Annotated in this window: 19 protein-coding genes; 6 read left to right on the top strand and 13 right to left on the bottom strand. The window is 72.5% G+C overall.

All coding sequences use genetic code 11. The features are described from left to right. Nucleotides 1-2: 2 nt before the first annotated feature. The 8 genes from RBJ77_RS32000 to RBJ77_RS31965 form a co-directional block, all read right to left on the bottom strand. Entirely contained in the window at nucleotides 3-1,385 is a 1,383-nt protein-coding gene (locus tag RBJ77_RS32000; protein WP_372348166.1) for an MFS transporter, read from the bottom strand. Then, on the bottom strand, nucleotides 1,372-2,514 hold the full coding sequence (locus RBJ77_RS31995) for a M20 family metallopeptidase (RefSeq protein WP_372348165.1): 1,143 nt from the start codon (nucleotides 2,512-2,514) through the stop codon (nucleotides 1,372-1,374). Before RBJ77_RS31995 ends, RBJ77_RS32000 begins: the two co-directional genes overlap by 14 nt. After that, entirely contained in the window at nucleotides 2,511-3,188 is a 678-nt protein-coding gene (locus tag RBJ77_RS31990; RefSeq protein ID WP_372348164.1) for a DUF1028 domain-containing protein, read from the bottom strand. Before RBJ77_RS31990 ends, RBJ77_RS31995 begins: the two co-directional genes overlap by 4 nt. Continuing rightward, a complete protein-coding gene (locus RBJ77_RS31985) occupies nucleotides 3,185-3,637 on the bottom strand; it encodes a RidA family protein (RefSeq protein ID WP_372348163.1) in 453 nt (150 codons plus the stop codon). The genes RBJ77_RS31990 and RBJ77_RS31985 overlap by 4 nt, the downstream gene beginning before the upstream one ends. A gap of 9 nt (nucleotides 3,638-3,646) precedes the next feature. Then, on the bottom strand, nucleotides 3,647-4,969 hold the full coding sequence (locus RBJ77_RS31980) for a flavin-containing monooxygenase (protein WP_372348162.1): 1,323 nt from the start codon (nucleotides 4,967-4,969) through the stop codon (nucleotides 3,647-3,649). A 170-nt stretch (nucleotides 4,970-5,139) separates the two neighbouring features. Continuing rightward, nucleotides 5,140-5,349 carry a hypothetical protein gene (locus RBJ77_RS31975; protein WP_372348161.1) on the bottom strand — a complete coding sequence of 70 codons (210 nt, stop codon included), beginning with the start codon at nucleotides 5,347-5,349 and terminating at the stop codon, nucleotides 5,140-5,142. A 116-nt stretch (nucleotides 5,350-5,465) separates the two neighbouring features. Then, entirely contained in the window at nucleotides 5,466-6,614 is a 1,149-nt protein-coding gene (locus tag RBJ77_RS31970) for an MFS transporter (protein ID WP_372348597.1), read from the bottom strand. Nucleotides 6,615-6,652: 38 nt separating this feature from the next. Beyond that, nucleotides 6,653-7,234 (bottom strand): Chromate resistance protein ChrB, encoded by a 582-nt coding sequence (locus RBJ77_RS31965; RefSeq protein ID WP_372348160.1) that lies wholly within the window; start codon nucleotides 7,232-7,234, stop codon nucleotides 6,653-6,655. 72 nt (nucleotides 7,235-7,306) lie between these two features. Here RBJ77_RS31965 and RBJ77_RS31960 point away from each other — a divergent pair, with 72 nt between their 5' ends. Together RBJ77_RS31960 and RBJ77_RS31955 are read left to right on the top strand one after the other, a co-directional pair. After that, the gene (locus tag RBJ77_RS31960; RefSeq protein ID WP_372348159.1) at nucleotides 7,307-8,218 is read left to right on the top strand and encodes an ATP-grasp domain-containing protein; all 912 of its coding nucleotides are present in this window, start codon (nucleotides 7,307-7,309) and stop codon (nucleotides 8,216-8,218) included. A gap of 25 nt (nucleotides 8,219-8,243) precedes the next feature. Then, complete coding sequence (locus RBJ77_RS31955; protein WP_372348158.1) at nucleotides 8,244-9,413, top strand: winged helix DNA-binding domain-containing protein; 1,170 nt, start codon at nucleotides 8,244-8,246, stop codon at nucleotides 9,411-9,413. Between the two features lie 119 nt (nucleotides 9,414-9,532). Here RBJ77_RS31955 and RBJ77_RS31950 read toward each other — a convergent pair whose 3' ends face one another. Then, entirely contained in the window at nucleotides 9,533-10,222 is a 690-nt protein-coding gene (locus RBJ77_RS31950) for a GAF and ANTAR domain-containing protein (RefSeq protein ID WP_372348596.1), read from the bottom strand. A 139-nt stretch (nucleotides 10,223-10,361) separates the two neighbouring features. Between RBJ77_RS31950 and RBJ77_RS31945 the strand changes: the two genes are divergently transcribed. Then, on the top strand, nucleotides 10,362-10,715 hold the full coding sequence (locus RBJ77_RS31945; RefSeq protein ID WP_372348157.1) for a VOC family protein: 354 nt from the start codon (nucleotides 10,362-10,364) through the stop codon (nucleotides 10,713-10,715). Between the two features lie 54 nt (nucleotides 10,716-10,769). On the opposite strand, the gene RBJ77_RS31940 is transcribed toward RBJ77_RS31945, so the two are convergent. The 4 genes from RBJ77_RS31940 to RBJ77_RS31925 form a co-directional block, all read right to left on the bottom strand. Further along, the gene (locus RBJ77_RS31940) at nucleotides 10,770-10,847 is read right to left on the bottom strand and encodes a 50S ribosomal protein bL37 (protein WP_370443954.1); all 78 of its coding nucleotides are present in this window, start codon (nucleotides 10,845-10,847) and stop codon (nucleotides 10,770-10,772) included. 131 nt (nucleotides 10,848-10,978) lie between these two features. After that, a complete protein-coding gene (locus tag RBJ77_RS31935; protein ID WP_372348156.1) occupies nucleotides 10,979-11,587 on the bottom strand; it encodes a hypothetical protein in 609 nt (202 codons plus the stop codon). 164 nt (nucleotides 11,588-11,751) lie between these two features. After that, nucleotides 11,752-13,845, bottom strand: coding sequence for a glycogen debranching protein GlgX (gene glgX, locus RBJ77_RS31930; RefSeq protein WP_372348155.1), 2,094 nt, complete (start codon nucleotides 13,843-13,845; stop codon nucleotides 11,752-11,754). Continuing rightward, the gene (locus RBJ77_RS31925; RefSeq protein ID WP_372348154.1) at nucleotides 13,842-14,333 is read right to left on the bottom strand and encodes a pep a2; all 492 of its coding nucleotides are present in this window, start codon (nucleotides 14,331-14,333) and stop codon (nucleotides 13,842-13,844) included. The genes glgX and RBJ77_RS31925 overlap by 4 nt, the downstream gene beginning before the upstream one ends. A gap of 289 nt (nucleotides 14,334-14,622) precedes the next feature. Between RBJ77_RS31925 and RBJ77_RS31920 the strand changes: the two genes are divergently transcribed. From RBJ77_RS31920 to RBJ77_RS31910, 3 genes are all read left to right on the top strand, one after another. Further along, the gene (locus tag RBJ77_RS31920) at nucleotides 14,623-14,862 is read left to right on the top strand and encodes a DUF5133 domain-containing protein (RefSeq protein WP_372348153.1); all 240 of its coding nucleotides are present in this window, start codon (nucleotides 14,623-14,625) and stop codon (nucleotides 14,860-14,862) included. A gap of 36 nt (nucleotides 14,863-14,898) precedes the next feature. Then, a complete protein-coding gene (locus RBJ77_RS31915) occupies nucleotides 14,899-16,899 on the top strand; it encodes a maltotransferase domain-containing protein (RefSeq protein ID WP_372348152.1) in 2,001 nt (666 codons plus the stop codon). A 55-nt stretch (nucleotides 16,900-16,954) separates the two neighbouring features. Further along, nucleotides 16,955-17,213, top strand: a 259-nt coding sequence (locus RBJ77_RS31910) for an alpha-amylase family glycosyl hydrolase (protein ID WP_372348151.1), incomplete at its 3' end; no start/stop codon positions are given.

Below are 17,213 nucleotides of genomic sequence, written 5' to 3'. Positions count from 1 at the left end.
GCCTAGACGCGCTCCGCGCTCGGCTCGGTGGTCGGCTCGGCGAGGTCTGCCGTCACCTCCTCCGCCACGTCCTCGGGGCGCAGCAGAGCGGACCCCGCGGTCTCCTTCAGGGACAGCGCGGCCACCAGCCCGCCCACGGCGAACACCATCAGGTACGGGCCGGGCACCAGCGTGCTGCCCGTCGCGGAGATCAGCACGGTCATCAGGTACGGCACGGTGCCCGCGAACAGGGCGGCGGTGATGTTGTACGCCACGGACAGCCCGCTCTGCCGGGTGCGGGTGGGGAAGACCTCCGCCGACCACACCGCGTACGTGCCGAGGATCGCCGCCAGGATCACGCCGAGCAGCAGACCCGCGGCCCACGTTCCGGCGAGCCCGGTCCGCATCAGCCAGAACGCCGGCGTGGACAGCACCAGCAGGGCCACCGTCGCCCCGACGAACACGGGTTTGCGCCCGACCCGGTCGGAGAGCGCGCCGAACAGCGGCACCAGGACGAGCCCCAGCAGGGAGATGACGGTGGACAGCAGGGCCGCGCTGTCGGCCGAGTGGCCCAGGTGGTCGGTCTCGTAGGTGACGAGATAGGTCAGGACCGCGTAGAAGGGCACGTGCATGGCCGCCATCAGGCCCGCCGCCTGCAGCAGTTCGCGCCTGTGGGAGCGGAACAGTTCGCGCGCGGGGCTGCTCGGCACGGCGCCGCCCGCCTCCAGCGCCCGGTACTCGGGGGTGTCCTCGATCTTGTTGCGGATGACGAAGCCGATGATGCCGAGCGGTGCGGCGACGAGGAAGGGGATGCGCCAGCCCCAGGCGGTGAGCTGGGTGTCGTCGAGCCCGGTGGACAGCAGCAGGAAGACGAACGAGCCGGCGAGGAAGCCCAGCAGAGAGCCGACCTCCAGCCAGCTCACCCCGAAGCCCCGCCGGCGGCGCGGTGCGCTCTCGGCGAGGAAGCTGGCCGCGCTGCCGAACTCGCCGCCCGCGGCGAAGCCCTGGACCAGCCGCAGCACCACGAGGAGGATCGGGGCGGCGATCCCGATCGTGTCGTACCCGGGGAGCAGTCCGATCGTGAGCGTCGCGCCGGACATCATGAAGATGACGAGGGACAGGGTGCGCTTGCGGCCGATGCGGTCGCCGAGCGGGCCGAACACCAGGGCGCCGACGGGCCGGATGCCGAAGGAGACGGCGAACACGCCGAACACGGCGAGCAGTCCGGTCGTGCTGTCCTCGGCGGGGAAGAACACGGTCGCGACGGTGCCGGCGAGATAGGCGTACGCGGCCCAGTCGAACCAGTGGACGAACACGCCGACGGCGCCCGCGGCGACGCTCCTGCGCAGGGCGACCACGTCGGTGGCCGGGGCCGGGTCCCGCGGGGATTCCTCAGGGGTGGTCATGCGTCCCTCCGCTCCGGTCGACGCCGGTCCAGGCCAGGGCCGTCGCGCCGTCGAGCAGGGCCCGCTGCGCCGCCCCGCCCACGCAGTACGCGGCGAACTCGTGCTGGTGGTTGGTGGCCGGCAGGGAGCCGATGCCGATGTAGGGGTGGATGGCCGGCACCACCTGGGAGACGTTGCCCATGTCGGTGGAGGCGCGGTTCATCCGCGCGGCCTGGCCGGGCGGCGCGAACTCCCGTCCCAGGGCCAGGGCGTTGGCGCGGTAGTGGCCGAGCGCCGTGTCGTCCGCGCGGAACTCCGCGTACGGCTTGCTCTCCGGTTCGACGGTCAGGTCGCAGCCGGTGGCGAGGGCTCCCGCCTCGAAGGCACGCATGACGCGCGGTTCGAGCCCGGCGAGTTCGGCGAGGGTCTCGGCCCGGACGTACCAGCGGCCGGTCGACCGCTCGGGGATGGCGTTCGGGGCGTCCCCCGCGTGCGTGACGATGCCGTGCACCCGCGCGGACGGCGGCAGTTGCTGGCGCAGCAGCCCGATGGCGACCTGGGCGACGGTGAAGGCGTCGGCCGCGTTGACCCCGGCTTCGGGGTAGGCGGCGGCGTGCGCCGACCTGCCGGTGTAGGCGACCTTGGAGTGACTGACCGCGAACGGGCGGGCCTCGGCGACGTCGACCGGTGCCGGGTGCACCATCATCGCGAGGTCGACCCCGGCGAACGCGCCGCGGTCGAGCATCTCGATCTTGCCGCCGCCGCCCTCCTCGGCCGGGGTGCCGTAGACCTCGACCGTGAGCCCGGCGTCGTCGGCGACGGCGGCCAGACCGAGCGCGGCACCGACCGCGCTCGCCGCGATGAGGTTGTGGCCGCAGGCGTGCCCGAGGCCGGGCAGCGCGTCGTACTCGGCGCACAGCGCGATCCGCACGGGCCCGCTGCCGAACCGGGCGTGGAACGCCGTGTCCAGGCCCAAGTAGGCGGAGGTGACGGCGAATCCGGCGCGGTCGAGGAGTTCCGGGACGGCGGCGGCCGCCCGGTGCTCCTCCCAGGCGGTCTCCGGGTCGGCGTGCAGCCGCTCGGAGAGCCCGATCAGTTCTTCGGCGTGCCGGTCCACCGCCTGCCGGGCGGCGTCCTTCAGCGCGCTCATCGCTCGTCCCCCGGCACGCCGTACGAAGGCGAGGTGGCGGGGTCGAGGCCGCGCGTCACGTAGTCGTCGCGCTGCGGCAGCCACACGTCGAGGAGGTCGCCGAGCCGGTCGATCGGGTCGTCGGCCCAGTCCACGCGCAGGTCGGTGACCCGCCAGCCCACGTCCGCGACGACCGCCATGCCCGCCGAGTGCACGGGTCCCTCCTCGCCGCCGGCCGCGAGGGCGGCCCGCATCGCGGCGAGCAGCCGCTCCTCCAGCTCCCCGGTGGCGGCGGCGAACGCGTCGACGAGGACGCCGGGGATGTGCGGGCCGGACAGCATGTTCCCCGCCGCGACCGCTCCGTCGGCGGTGGCCGTGGCGTGCGTGCCCAGGGTCTGCGGGCCGCTGAAGGCGCATCCGGGCCCCGAGCGGCCGAGCACGGTCAACTGCCGGTAGGCGATGGTCTTTTCGTGACGGGCCGCGCCGGTGACGTCGGCCAGGGCGCGCCGGGGGTCGCCGTGGTCCGCGAGCGCGTCGAGCAGGCCGGTGCCGAGCATGGGGTCGGTGATGTTCTGCGACGTCGCCGCGCCGATGCCGGGACGCAGGTGGACGACCCGGGCGGCGACCGCGGGACTCGACGAACTGGCGGCGATGCCGAACCGTTCGCCGTCGCGGACCACGAGGGAGAACGTCATGCGCGCTCCTCCTTCGGGATCACGGCGACGGCGTCGATCTCGCAGAGCCACTCCGGGCGGGCGAGGGCCGACACCACCAGGCCGGTGGAGATGGGGTGGACGCCCTTGGTCCAGCGGCCCACCGTGCGGTACACGGGCTCGCGGTAGCGCGGGTCGATCAGATAGATCGTCAGCTTGACCAGGTGTTCCATCCGGCTGCCCGACTCCTCGAGCAGCATCTTGATGTTCGCCATGGCCCGCTCGGCCTGTGCCTCGGCGTCGCCGACGCCCACGGACTCGCTGGTGTCGAGGTCCTGGCCGATCTGTCCGCGGACGTACACGGTGTCGCCCGCGACGACGGCCTGGCACAGGTCGTTGTCGAGGCTCTGCTCGGGATAGGTGTCACGCGTGTTGAACGGCCGGATCCGGGTGTGCCCGCCGGCGACGACGGGGGCCTTCGGGGAGGTCATGACTGCTCCTCAGCTCGTCCGGGCCGCCGTCGTGGCGGCGGTCCTGTGGGTGGTGCCGTCGGTGGCGCTGTCCGTGGCGCCGTCGGTCGTGCCGTACGCGAGATAGCCGCGCCGGGTCGTGATGTGGTCGGCGACGTACCGGGCGTCGTGCCAGACCCCCCAGATGAAGCTCGACCCGCGGCGGGACAGCCACGGCAGGCCGAGGAAGTAGACGCCGGGCTCGGCGGACACCCCGCGGCGCTGGTCGGGCCGGCCGTCCGCGTCGAACGCGTCGACCTGGAGCCACCCGTAGTCGGCGGCGAAGCCCGTCGCCCAGACGATCGAGGTGATCCCGGCCCCGGCCAGGTCGAGTTCGAGGCGGGGGTCGGTCACGCAGTCCGGGTCGGGGCCGAGGACGTGGGCCGCCGGCTCCTCGGGCAGGTCGAGGCCGTTGCGCTCGACGTACGCGTCGGCCGCCCGCAGCAGTCCGAGGTACTTCTCGTCGCCCAGCGCGATGTTGCCGGCCAGGTCGGGGGCGAAGCGCAGCACCCCGTCGTCGTACGAGGCGGTCATGCCGACGAGTTCGACGCCGGTGGCGGCCAGGGCCCGGAAGTCCACGGTGTGGCCGCCGCGGGCGCCGCTGACGGCGATGGTGACGTGTGCGGCTCCCTGCGGGGGCGTGTGCGCGTCCCAGAGCCCGAGCACGCCGAGCCACCAGCAGAAGTCCCGGCCGCGGTACTGGCGCGGCGGCCGGTCGTGCGGCCCGACCGACAGCAGGACCCGGCGCCCCGAGCGGCGCAGCTCGTCGGCGATCTGGACGCCCGACGAGCCCGCTCCGACCACCAGCACGGCGCCCTCGGGCAGCTGTCCGGGGTTGCGGTAGCCGCTGGAGTGGATCTGTACGGGGACCGCGCCGTCTGGGACCACCGGCGGGATCACGGGGCGCTGGAACGGTCCGGTCGCGGCGACGACGAAGCGCGCGTCGACGGGCCCCCGGGACGTCTCGACCCGGAAGCCGGGCCGGCCGGTGTGCCGGCGCACCGAGGTCACCTCGACGCCGCAGCGGACCGGGGCGCCGATCTTCTCGGCGTACGCGGCGAAGTAGTCGGCGACCTGTTCCTTCGACGCGAAGGCGTCGGGGGCGACGTCGGCGAACTCCATTCCCGGGAAGCGGTCGTGCCAGGCCGGCCCGTTCGCGACCAGCGAGTCCCACCGTTCCGAGCGCCACCGCTCGGCTATCCGGTCCCGCTCCAGGACGATGTGCGGTACGCCGTGCGCGCCCAGGTGTTCGCTCATCGCGACGCCTGCCTGGCCTGCTCCGACGACGACCACTTCGGTCTCTTCGATCGGCATGTGAGCCTCCCCTCGGGCGGTAGGTCGTCTCGTGTCGCGTCGACCGTGCTACCGCTGACGTCATCCTGAGGGGCGGGTGAAATCCTGTCGAACAGATGTTTCCGTTTAGGGCGATCGCGTTTTCAGATGCACGGGGCCGGCCTTCGGTGCGGCTCGGGGGCGGCCCGGCGTCATGTCGTCACGTACACGACGCCGGCCGCGATGGTGCCGACGGCGAGGCCGAGCATGACCAGGCGCGCGAGACCTTCGAGGTCGCGCGGCTCGTCGTGGTCGAGGGGGCAGGCGCACAGACCGTCGGGACAGTGCGGCGCGTTTATCCAGTACGCGTCGGTGAGCCGGGCGTAGTCGCGGTGCGAGAAACGGTTCGTCTCGTCATGCATGCACAGTCCAACCGGCGTACGCGGGGCACGGCACGGGGCGTCAACGTAAAGCCTTCGGATCCATGCATCCGTGGTACCGCCCCCACCCCGCCCCTGCCCCGGCCCGTTGACCGCCCTCAGCCCTGCTCCGCGGGCACCGCCGCCCGGTGCCGGGCCAGCACGACGACGCCGCCCGCCGCCGTGAGCAGCGCGAGGGCCCCGAAGCCATAGGTGAGCGTGGCGAGCGACGCGACCCCGGCGACGAGCAACGGGCCGCCGGCGTCCCCGAGTTCACGGCCGAGCTCGGCGGCGCCCATGGTCTGCCCCAGGCGCTCCCGCGGGGTCTGCGAGGCCAGCGCGGCGAAGCCGAGCGGGGTGATCAGACCGGTGCCGACGCCGATGAGGGCGGCGGCGAGGAGGATGCCGGTCAGGCCGGGCAGCATCGCGCAGGCCAGGCCCGCGGCGGTGGCCGCCAACCCTGCGGCAAGGCCCGTACGGGTGTCGAGGCGCCCCTCGTCCAGGGCCCGGCCCGCCCGTGGCTGGACGAGCGCGGCGCAGGCCGCGAGCAGCGACACCGCGGCGCCGGTGGCGACCGTGCCGAGACCGGCGACGCGGCCCGCGACCGGCAGGAACCCGACGCCGACGGACAGGGCGGCGGTCGCGGCGGCGAGCGCGGCGGTCGGGGTGAGGAACACCGGGTCGGCCAGGCGCCGGGCCAGGTCCACCACCGTCTGCCGGGCCTTGGGCAGCGGCGGCACGACGGGCACGGTGAGCGCGGCCCACAGGGCGACGGCGGCGCCGAGCACCGCGAGGACGGTGAACAGCAGCCGCAGGCCCCCGGCCCAGACGAGGACGCCGCCGAGCAGCGGGCCCAGCGTGTACCCGATGGACTTGTAGAAGCCGTAGGAGCCGAAGGCGCGACCGTGCTTCGCGGCCGGATTGAGGCGGGCCACCAGTGCCGAGGCGGAGGGCGAGAACGCGGAGGCGGCGGCGCCCTGGCCGAGCCGGGCCGCCCACAGCCAGCCGGGACTGTCCGCCAGCGCGTACACGGCGGAGGCGACGGCGAACGCGACCAGCCCGCCGAGCAGCACCGGGCGCGCGCCGACCCGGTCGGCCAGGGTGCCGAAGAGCGGTTTGAGCAGGACCTCGGCGCCGTCGTAGAGGGCGAGCAGCCCCCCGAGGACGAGCAGGGAGGTGACGGCGTCGTCGGCGCCGCCGCCGAGGGTGGCGGCGATGCCGTGCGCGCCGAAGGCGGTGGTGAATCCGGCCGCGTACAGCGGCCACATCTGCCGCGCAGGAGGCGCTTCGTGCTGCTGCGTCCGCGTCATGGTGTCGGGTCCTCCGTCGGGTCCTCCGTCACGTCGTGCAGAGCGGCGAAGACGCGCTCGGCGTAGTCCTCGCACACGGCGGTGCACTCCTTGAGCCGTCGTGCGGCGGCGGGCGCCTCCGGGGCGCCGAAGACGTCGCGGGCGGTCAGGTCCCGGTGCCACCGGCGCAGCCGCTCCAACGACTGCTCCTCCTCCTCGAGTTCGGCCAGGGTGAACTTGGCGATGCGGATCTCCTTGGCGATCTCCTCGTCGAACTTGTCGCAGTCGGCGAGGAATTCGGTCCAGTCCGCGGAACGGGCGGCGGTGAACAGTGCCTGGAAGCGGGCGGCGTCCTCGGCGGAGCGTCCGGCGGCCGTCAGCGTGACGGCCTGCCCCTCGGCCTGTTCGGCCAGCGTGACGGCGCGGGCGACGCCGTCGGCGAAGACCGGCACGTCCGGCACGGCCCACACGCCCTGACCCAGCGACAGCGCACCGATCTTCCGCAACTCCCGCCAGACCGCGACGCGGTGCCTGGACGGTGCGGCGGGCAGCTTGATGACCAGGACGAGCCAGCGGCTCCCGGACTCCTTGTTCGACACACCGGCGAATGTAGCAGGCGTTACATTCAAAACTGTAGGGCGTGAAACCACCGTGCGACCTATGCTGCGCACATGACGGCTGCCCTGCTGACGTGCCTCGACCCGCTGCGGCCCCGCCGTCCCGATCCCCACTTCGCCGCCGCGGCCACGGCCGCACGGGAGATGGACGCCGCCGTCGCGCTCCTCGACCACGAGGCCCTGGAGCGCGGACGCCCCGCGGAGTCGGTCGCCGCCGTCCCCATCGGACTCGGCCCGCTCTGGTACCGCGGCTGGATGCTGACCAGTGACCGCTACGCCGCACTGGCCGCCGCACTCGCCGAGCGTGGCGCCACCCTGCTGACCGACGCCCGCCAGTACGGCCGCGCGCACGAACTGCCGGGCTGGTACGAACAGTTCGCGGCCGTGACGCCGGCGAGCGTCTGGCTTCCCGCCGAGCCGGGCCGCACTCCCCCACCGACACGGCTCGCCGCGCTGGCCGCACCATTCGGCCCGGGCCCGCTCGTCGTCAAGGACTACGTCAAGTCCCGCAAACACGAGTGGCACGAGGCGTGCTTCGTGCCCGACGCGTCCGACACGGAACGGCTGGCCGCCGTCGTCGGGCGCTTCATGGAGCTCCAGGAGGACTCCTTCTGCGGCGGCATCGTCCTGCGCGCCTTCGAGGACTTCACCGGCGACGAGGTCCGCGTGTGGTGGACCGACGGCGACCCATTCCTCACCACCGCCCATCCCGACGCGCCCCCCACGGCCGAGCCGTCGCTCCCCCGCCCCGAGCTCGACCGGCTCGCACCCCTGGTGCGCGCCCTCGGCTGCCGTTTCGTCACCACCGATCTGGCGCTGCGCTCCGACGGCACGTGGCGGGTCGTGGAGGTCGGCGACGGCCAGGTCAGCGATCTGCCCGCGGCCGCGGACCACCGCGCGCTCCTGCACGCGCTGCTGGGTCGAGGCCGAGCGCACCCCGCGGACGCGATCGAGGACAGTCCCTGACCTAGTTCGCCGTTAACGTCGGAACATGCCTACGACGACACGCAAGGTGAGCTGGCTCGCGGCGAACGCCCGCCGCATGCAGCGCCAGGGACTGACCGAGCCGCTCCCCGCGTCGCCCACCGCCGTGCCCGCACTCGCCGGAATCATGCTGGGCGCACACGCCCAGGTCCTGTCGGCGGCCGAGCTGTCGCTGGGGCTGCGCCTCGACGGCGCGACGCGCGCCGACGTGCGGGCCGCGCTGTGGCAGGACCGGTCGCTGGTCAAGACGTTCGGGCCGCGCGGCACCGTGCACCTGCTGGCCACCGCCGACGCGTCCCTGTGGACCGGGGCGCTGTCCGCCGTCCCGGGCGGCGGCGGACAGCAGGCCAAGGACGTCCGAATGACCGAGGCCCAGACCGATGCCGTCGTCGCGGCCGTCGCCGACGCGCTGTCGGGCCGGGAGCTGACCGCCGACGAGCTGACGGAGGCCGTCGTGGCGGGGACCGGCAGCTGGGCCGGTGACCTGGTCATGCCCGCGTTCCAGGGCATGTGGCCCCGCTGGCGGCAGGCGATGCACACCGCCGCGCACCGCGGGGTGCTCGCGTTCGGACCGAACCGCGGCCGCCAGGTGACGTACACGAATCCCGGCGTGACACCGATGCCCCAGGACGCGGCCGTCGCCGAGCTCGTCCGCCGCTATCTGTCCGCCTACGGTCCGGCCACTCCGCAGCACTTCGCCAAGTGGCTGGCCGCCCCGGTGCGCTGGGCCACTGACCACTTCGCCGGCCTCGCCCGCAGCGCGGTGATCGAGGAGGTCGACCTCGAGGGCGTCGGGGCGGCCTGGGTGGCGGCCGGCGACGCCGAATTCCCGCAGCCCGCGGAGGCGGCCGGCGGGGTGCGGCTGCTCCCCTACTTCGACGCCTTCGGCATCGCCTCGCAGCCACGCGAACGGCTCTTTCCGGGACGGGCCGCCGAGCGGGCGCTGGCGGGCGGCCAGGCCGGGAACTATCCGCTGCTGCTCGTGGCCGGGACCGTGGCCGGCGTCTGGCACCAGCGCCGCTCCGGAAAGCGGATCACGGTCACCGTCGAACCGCTGGAGGCGCTCACGGCAGCACAGGTCAAGGAGCTGGAGCGGGAGACGGAGCGCCTGGGCGACATCGCGGAGGGCCGGACGGAGCTGACCGTGGGGCCGGTCTCGGTGGGACCGCACGCCTGACGAACATTGCCTGAATACCACACGCAAAGGCGGGGACCCGGCGCGCACGACGTGTCCGTCGTCCCCGGGGAACTGACATGTCGAGGCTCTCCTGGTTGTGCAACCAGCCAGGAGAGCCGTCACTGCGCCGGCAGGCCGCCCTGCTCGCAGACGCGCCGCGCGACGTCGCGGAGTTTGACGTTCTCCTCCTGCGAATAGCGGCGCAGCACGTCGAAGGCCTCCTTCTCCGACAGGTCGTGGTTGGCCATGAGGATGCCCATGGCCTCGCCGATGACGTGCCGGGTGGCCACCGCGCGTTCCATCTGCGCGTGCTCACGGGCGCTGGAGAACGCGACGGCGGCGTGCGACGCGAGGGTCCAGCCCGCCGTCTCGCTGGCCTCGGTGAAGGTGCCTGCCTCGCGGGAGTAGAGGTTGAGGGCGCCCAGGTCCTCGTCCTCGGTGTACAGCAGGAAGCCCATCATGCTGCCGATGCCGAGGGCGTGCGCCCCGGGCGCGTACGCGGGCCAGCGGGCGCCTTCGTCGGTCATGTCCCGGATGCGGAACACCGGGTGTCCCGTGCGCGCCGCGTCGTAGCACGGCCCCTCGCCGACCCGGGCCTGCAACTGGTCGCTGAGGTTGACGAGCTCCTCCGTGGGCGCCAGGGTCTCGGCCCGGCCCTTGCTCAGCAGGAGGATGCCGGCCGCCTCGCAGCCGTCGATCAGACGCGTCGCGGACTCCGTCACCTTGCGCAGGGTGCCGTCCACCGAATCCTGCGCGAGCAGCTCCCGCGCGGTGGATGCCAACTGCACGGCGAACTCGCGCCAGTCCATCCGGTCCATGCGACCCTCCTCCATGACATGCCGCAGGCACGGCATCCAGCCAGCCTGTCACGCACGCGCCGGGAACGCCGCGCCATGGCACGAGGTCGGGTGAGCAGCCACCCGTTCGTCGCCCTGGCAGGATGACGGCATGGAACGTGTGCTGGGAATCGGCGGGTACTTCCTGCGGGCCGCGGACCCGGTGGCCCTGGGCGCCTGGTACCGCGACCGGCTGGGCCTGGACGCCGACGAGAACGGCCTGTGGCGGCAGGGCGACGGGCCGACGGTGTTCGCGGCCTTCGAGTCCGGGACCGACTACTTCGGGTCGGCTACGCAGCAGTCCATGCTGAACTTCCGGGTCGGCGACCTGGACGCGATGCTCGCGCAACTGCGTGCGGCGGGAGCCGACGTGGTGCCGGAGACGCAGGACATGAAGGGGGTCGGCCGGTTCGGCTGGGTCCACGATCCGGAAGGCAACCGGATCGAACTGTGGCAGCCCGCCTGACCGGCCGACGGGGCGGCACCCGAAGGTGCCGCCCCGTCGTCGCGCCGTCGGTCCTCAGGACTGGGGACGGCTGCCGTGGTTGGCACCGTTCTTGCGGCGTGCCTTCTTCTTGCGACGTCGCTTCGAGGACATGAAGCTACCTCCCAGGGTCGGTGTTTCTTGTGTTTCTCCCTGGACAGGTCCAGGCGAGCACGCTGCCGCCTACCCAGCCACACACGCATCTATGGTGTGGGCTGGGTCACTGCACTCGCACGAGCGACAGGTCAGCCCAGCTTGTTGACGGCGGTCACCGTCGTCTTCTTGAAGCCGGCCACGGGCGCATCGGCGAAGCCGCCCATCTGCCCCCACTGCACGACGGTGACGACGTTGCCGTCCCGGCCGACCGAGAACAGGTTGATGTCGTTGGCGCCCCACGTCGCCTCGGTGTGCACCCCGTACACATGGGCACCCTCCTCGACGTTCAGCTTGCCGTAGTACTTCTGCTCCGCACTGACCTCCGGGTCCGCCGCCGTCACGTCCCGGGCGCAGCTGTCCAGGTGCTTGCGGAACAGTGCGGCGAGGGTCTTGGCGTGCTGGGCGTCGCGCTCGACGACGGTCACCTGGAGGGCGCCGGTGTCGAGGTCGGTGCGGTAGGCGCGGTGCACCGAGGTGGACGGCAGCGCGTCACCCACGCACAGCGGCAGCGGGTCGGGCTGCCCGGCCGTGACCGGTCCCGCGTACCAGTCGGAGGAGGGGTGGGGCGGGAGCTCGGACGGCGCGAGGAAGCGGGGCCCGTCGGCGGCCGACGCCGGCCCGGACACGGCGGCGACCGCCGCCAGGGCGGCCACGAAGGCCCCGGCCGTCGTTCCTCGGCCCACGCGTGCATTCATCATCTCGGTGTTCCCCCATGTCGGTAAGTCGATAGATCGGCGGGTACGACAGAGCCGCGCGGTCAACGCACTCCTGCTCCCTGTCCCCCTCGCCCGGTACGACCCGTGACGCCCGCCTGCCGTTGCCCTCGCCCGTGTCACAGAACTGTCATGAGCGTCAAAGGAGTTCAGGGCGCCGGCGGCCGGGTGAGCACGACCAGGCTCCGGGACTCGACCCGGAGCGGCGCCTCGGCCTTGTGCTCCTTCTCGTCGGGCTCGTCGGACTCGCCGCCCGGCTCCGCCGTGTCGATCAGCGTCGTCCAGGACTCCCCGTACGCCGCGTCGGGCAGCCGGAACTCCATCGGTTCCCAGTAGCCGTTGAAGAACATCAGGAAGGAGTCGTCCACGACCGGGTTCCCGAGGAGGTCGTGCTCGGTGATCGCGTCGCCGTTCAGGAAGACGGTCAGCGCGTGGGCGTCCGGCCACCGCCAGTCCCTGGGGGTCATCACGGCTCCGTCGGGGCGCAGCCACACCAGGTCGGGCAGCCGCTGTCCCGCGCGCGGGGCGCTCTCGCCCCGGAAGAAGCGGCGCCGGCGCAGCACCGGATGCGCCGTGCGGAGCTCGCCGAGCCGACGGGTGAAGTCCAGCAGGGCGGACTCCTCGTCGTCCAGGTCCCAGTCGACCCAGCTCAGTTCGTTGTCCTGGCAGTAGGCGTTGTTGTTGCCGTGCTGGGTGCGGCCCAGTTCGTCGCCGTGGCTGAGCATCGGGATGCCCTGCGACAGCATCAGGGTCGCCAGGAAGTTCCGCTGCTGCCGGGCGCGCAGGGCACGCACGCCGGGGTCGTCGCTCGGCCCCTCGACGCCACAGTTCCAGGACCGGTTGTGGCTCTCGCCGTCCCGGTTGCCCTCGCCGTTCGCCTCGTTGTGCTTGTCGTCGTACGAGACCAGGTCGCGCAGCGTGAATCCGTCGTGCGCGGTGATGAAGTTGACGCTCGCGCGGGGTCTGCGGCGGTCGCGCTGGTACAGGTCGGCGGAGCCGGTGAGACGCGAGGCGAACTCCGGGAGCGCGTGCTCGCGGGCGCACCACAGGTCGCGGACGCTGTCGCGGTACTTGCCGTTCCACTCGGACCACAGCGGCGGGAAGTTCCCCACCTGGTAGCCGCCTGCGCCCAGGTCCCAGGGCTCGGCGATCAGCTTCACGCGGTTGATGACGGGATCCTGCTGGATGAGGTCGAAGAAGGCGGAGAGCCGGTCGACCTCGTGGAACTGCCGCGCCAGGGTGGCGGCGAGGTCGAAGCGGAACCCGTCGACGTGGCACTCGGTGACCCAGTAGCGCAGCGAGTCCATGATCAGCTGCAGGACGTTCGGGTGCCGCATCAGCAGGCTGTTGCCGGTGCCCGTGGTGTCGTAGTAGCGGCTGAAGTCCTCGTCGGACAGCCGGTAGTACGAGGCGTTGTCGATGCCGCGGAAGGAGAGCGTGGGCCCCTTCTCGTTGCCTTCGGCCGTGTGGTTGTAGACGACGTCGAGGATCACTTCGAGGCCCGCCGCGTGGAAGGCCTTGACCATGGTCTTGAACTCGTCGACCTGCTGGCCGAGGGTGCCGGTGGCGGCGTAGGAGTGGTGGGGCGCGAAGAAGCCGATGGTGTTGTAGCCCCAGTAGTTGGACAGGCCCCGGTCCCGCAGGAAGCCGTCCTGGACGAACTGGTGGATCGGCATCAGCTCGACGGCCGTCACCTTCAGGGACGTCAGGTGGTCGAGCACGGCCTCGCTGGCCAGGCCCGCGTACGTGCCGCGCAGGTTCTCGGGCACTCCCGGGTGCGTGCGGGTCAGTCCTCGCACGTGGGCTTCGTAGATCACGGAGTCGGTGTAGGGGTGCCGGGGGGACTCGTCCTGCGCCCAGTCGAAGGCCGGGTCGACGACGACGCCGCACAGGCCCTGGGCGAATCCCCCGCCGGGCGGGGCCTGTTGGTGGACCGCCCGCGCGTAGGGGTCCAGGAGGAAGGCCGTGGCGTCGCAGCGGTGTCCGGAGGCCGGCTCCCAGGGGCCGTGCACCCGGTAGCCGTAGCGCTGTCCCGGGCCGACGTCCGGCAGGTAGCCGTGCCAGACGAAGCCGTCGACCTCGGGAAGGGTCGCCGACCGTTCGGAGCCGTCGGCCGCCACGAGGATCAGGTCGACCTGCTCGGCGACCGCGCTGAACAGGGCGAAGTTCGTGCCGTGACCGTCGTAGGCCGCCCCCAGCGGGTAGGGGCGGCCTGTGCGTACGACGGCGGTCGCTGCGGTCACGAAACCGCCCCGGCCATCAGCGGCACGTCCCTGTCGGACGGCGCGGGCACGGTCCGCGGGATCTGCCGTGCGGCGCCCGTGGACGGCACGGGGCGCTTCGGGGCGAGCGGCTCGCGGACGTTGTTCCGGCTGCGCAGCGAGAACCAGACGATGTGCCGGGCGTGCGCGGTGCAGCTGCCCCAGCCGTCGCTCAGCGCCGCGATGCGCCGCAGACAGGCCAGCGGCGCGGACCCCTGCCCCGCCTCGGTCGCGTCCTGGTGCGAGACGGCGGTGATCAGGTGCTGACCGGTCCACCACGTCTCGATCGTCACGGGGCCGCCGCCCGCGGCGGCCTCCATCAGCAGCCCGACTCCCCGGGTCGCGGGCGTCGCCAGCTTCTCAAGACCCCAGTACCGCAGGTGCGCGGCGACGATGCGCTGGACCTGGCCGACGCGTTCCGGCTCGGGGTCCACCTCGACGTGGTAGTAGCGGGGCACTGTCCGGTTCATGATTTCTGCTCCTCACCGCGGAGCTCGCGCCCGTCGACACGACGGGGGCCGTGCGCACGGAGCGTGAGCACTGCTTGCTCGAGAGTCAACAGTCAGCCTGACCCCGCTACTCCATTCGTGCAACACGAGAGTGATCGGCCCGTGACGCTCGGCTCAACAGGACGGATGCGGGATCGCCGCGCACGATGGTGGGGGAGCTGCCGCGTGTGACCGGCCGCTCCCCCTCCGTACACGGACGATGGGCCCGCCCGGGCCCGGCGGTACGGGGCCCAGGAGGTCGACGGATGCCATGGCCGCATCACGCACCACCGAGGAGATCGACCGGCGCCTGCGGGGCTATCGCAGGTGGCAGCGGCGCTTTCTCGCCGCTCCCGCCGACCCGCGGGTCCGCGCCGGGTTCGAGCGGGCCGTCAGGGCGCTGTGCACGGCGACCGGTGAGCGGTGCGGCCGGGAGGCGGCGGCGACGGCGGAACGACGACTGACGGCCGGACGTCCGCGCGACCTGACGGCGACGACGACGGCAGCTTGACCTCAACTTCCCTGCTCAGCACAGGAGATGAGACCGATGACGACGGTGTCGCAGCATGTGCCCGTCTCGATCGAACGGACCGGACCTCGGGTCACGGAGGGCCTGGGCACGGCGAAAGCCGTGGTCGGCGAGTCCGTCCCGGTGACGGCCACCGTGTTCGTCGAGGGGACCGCCGTCGTCCGGGCCCTGGCCGTGCTGAGCGGTCCCGACGGGGTGGCGGCCGAGTCCCGCGCGATGCACGAGTCGGCGCCGGGCACCGACCGCTGGAGCGCGGAGGTCACCCCGACGTCGACCGGCACGTGGACCTGCCGCGTCCGCGCCTGGTGCGACCCGGTGGCCACCTGGCAGCGCGACGCCGCCCTCAAGGTGGAGGCCGGTGTGGACACCGATCTCACCCTCGAAGAGGGCGCTCTGCTCCTTGAGCGGGTTCTCGCGGAGCTGCCCGCCGACTCGCCGGCCGGAGCCGTGCTGCGCACCGCCGTCGCCGGGCTCTGCGACGGCCGCCGCGCCGCCCGCGACCGGCTGGCGGCTGCGACCGCGCCGGAGGTCCGCGCCGTCCTCGACGACCATCCCTTGCGGGAGCGGCTGACCGAGAGCGAACCGCTGCCGCTGCTGGTGGAGCGGGAGCGGGCGCTGTACGGGTCCTGGTACGAGTTCTTCCCGCGCTCCGAGGGAGCCGTGGTGGAGCCGGGCGAGCCGCCGGTGAGCGGGACGTTCGCGACGGCGGCCGAGCGGCTTCCGGCGATCGCCGCCATGGGTTTCGACGTCGTCTACCTGCCGCCGATCCATCCGATCGGCACGACGCACCGCAAGGGTCCCGACAACGCGCTCTCGGCGGGCCCGCACGACGTGGGCGTGCCGTGGGCGATCGGCTCCCGCGACGGCGGGCACGACGCGATCCATCCTGACCTCGGCACGCTCGACGACTTCGATCAGTTCGTCGCGCGGGCACGGGAGTTGAACCTTGAGGTGGCGCTCGACTTCGCGCTCCAGTGCTCGCCCGACCACCCCTGGGTGGACAAACATCCGGAGTGGTTCCGGCACCGGCCGGACGGCACCATCGCGTACGCGGAGAACCCGCCGAAGAAGTACCAGGACATCTATCCGATCGCCTTCGACCAGGACCTGCCGGGCCTGATCGCGGAGACGTGCCGGATCCTGCGGCACTGGATGGCGCACGGCGTGCGGATCTTCCGCGTCGACAACCCGCACACGAAGCCGGTCGTGTTCTGGGAGCGGGTCATCACCGACATCAACGGCACCGACCCCGACGTCGTCTTCCTCGCCGAGGCGTTCACCCGCCCCGCGATGATGCGGACCCTGGCCGGGGTGGGCTTCCAGCAGTCGTACACGTACTTCACCTGGCGGAACACGAAGCAGGAACTCACCGACTATGTCGAGGAGTTGGCGCGGGAGACGGCGGCGGTGCTGCGGCCGAACTTCTTCGTGAACACCCCGGACATCCTCCCCGGGTTCCTCCAGGACGGTGGCCGTGCGGCTTTCGAGCTGCGGGCGGTGCTCGCGGCGACGCTGTCACCGGCCTGGGGCGTCTACAGCGGCTACGAGCTCTGCGAGAACACGCCCCTGCGCCCCGGCAGCGAAGAGTATCTGCACTCCGAGAAGTACGAACTGCGGCCACGCGACTGGGAGTCGGCCGAGCACGAGGGGCGCAGCATCGCGCCCCTGCTGTCGACGCTCAACGACGTCCGGCGGCGCAACCCGGCCCTGCGCCGGCTGCGCGACGTGCACTTCCACCACGCCGACAAGGACGAGGTGATCGTGTACTCGAAGCGCGCCGGGGCGAACACGGTCCTGGTGGTGGTGAACCTCGATCCGCACCACGCCCAGGAGGCGACGGTACGGCTCGACTGCGCGCACCTGGGCGCGGAGCCCGATGCCCCGTTCCTTGTGCGCGACGAACTGACCGGCGCGACCTACACCTGGGGCGCCACCAACTACGTCCGCCTGGTGCCGGGCGAGTCACCGGCACACATCTTCACTCTCGAAACTCGCGAGGCTCCTGCCAGAACCTGCTGAGACCTGCCGAGACCTGCCGAGACCTGCCAGGACGCGGCAACGGAGGGAGATTCCCATGACCGTCCATGATCCGGCGCCGACCCCGTCCGCTCCCGCCATCCGGCGGGACCCGGACTGGTTCAAGCGCGCCGTCTTCTACGAAGTGCTCGTCCGCTCGTTCTACGACAGCAACGGCGACGGCGTCGGCGACCTCAAGGGCATCACGGCGAAGCTGGACTACCTCCAGTGGCTGGGGGTCGACTGCCTCTGGCTCCCGCCCTTCTTCAAATCGCCCTTGCAGGACGGCGGTTACGACGTCGCCAACTATGTGGCCG

This window comes from Streptomyces sp. KL116D, from assembly GCF_030766975.1.
Classification (GTDB): Bacteria; Actinomycetota; Actinomycetes; order Streptomycetales; family Streptomycetaceae; genus Streptomyces; species Streptomyces longispororuber_A.
Note: the sequence above shows the minus strand (reverse complement) of the source record. Positions and strands in the feature narration are given on the sequence as shown.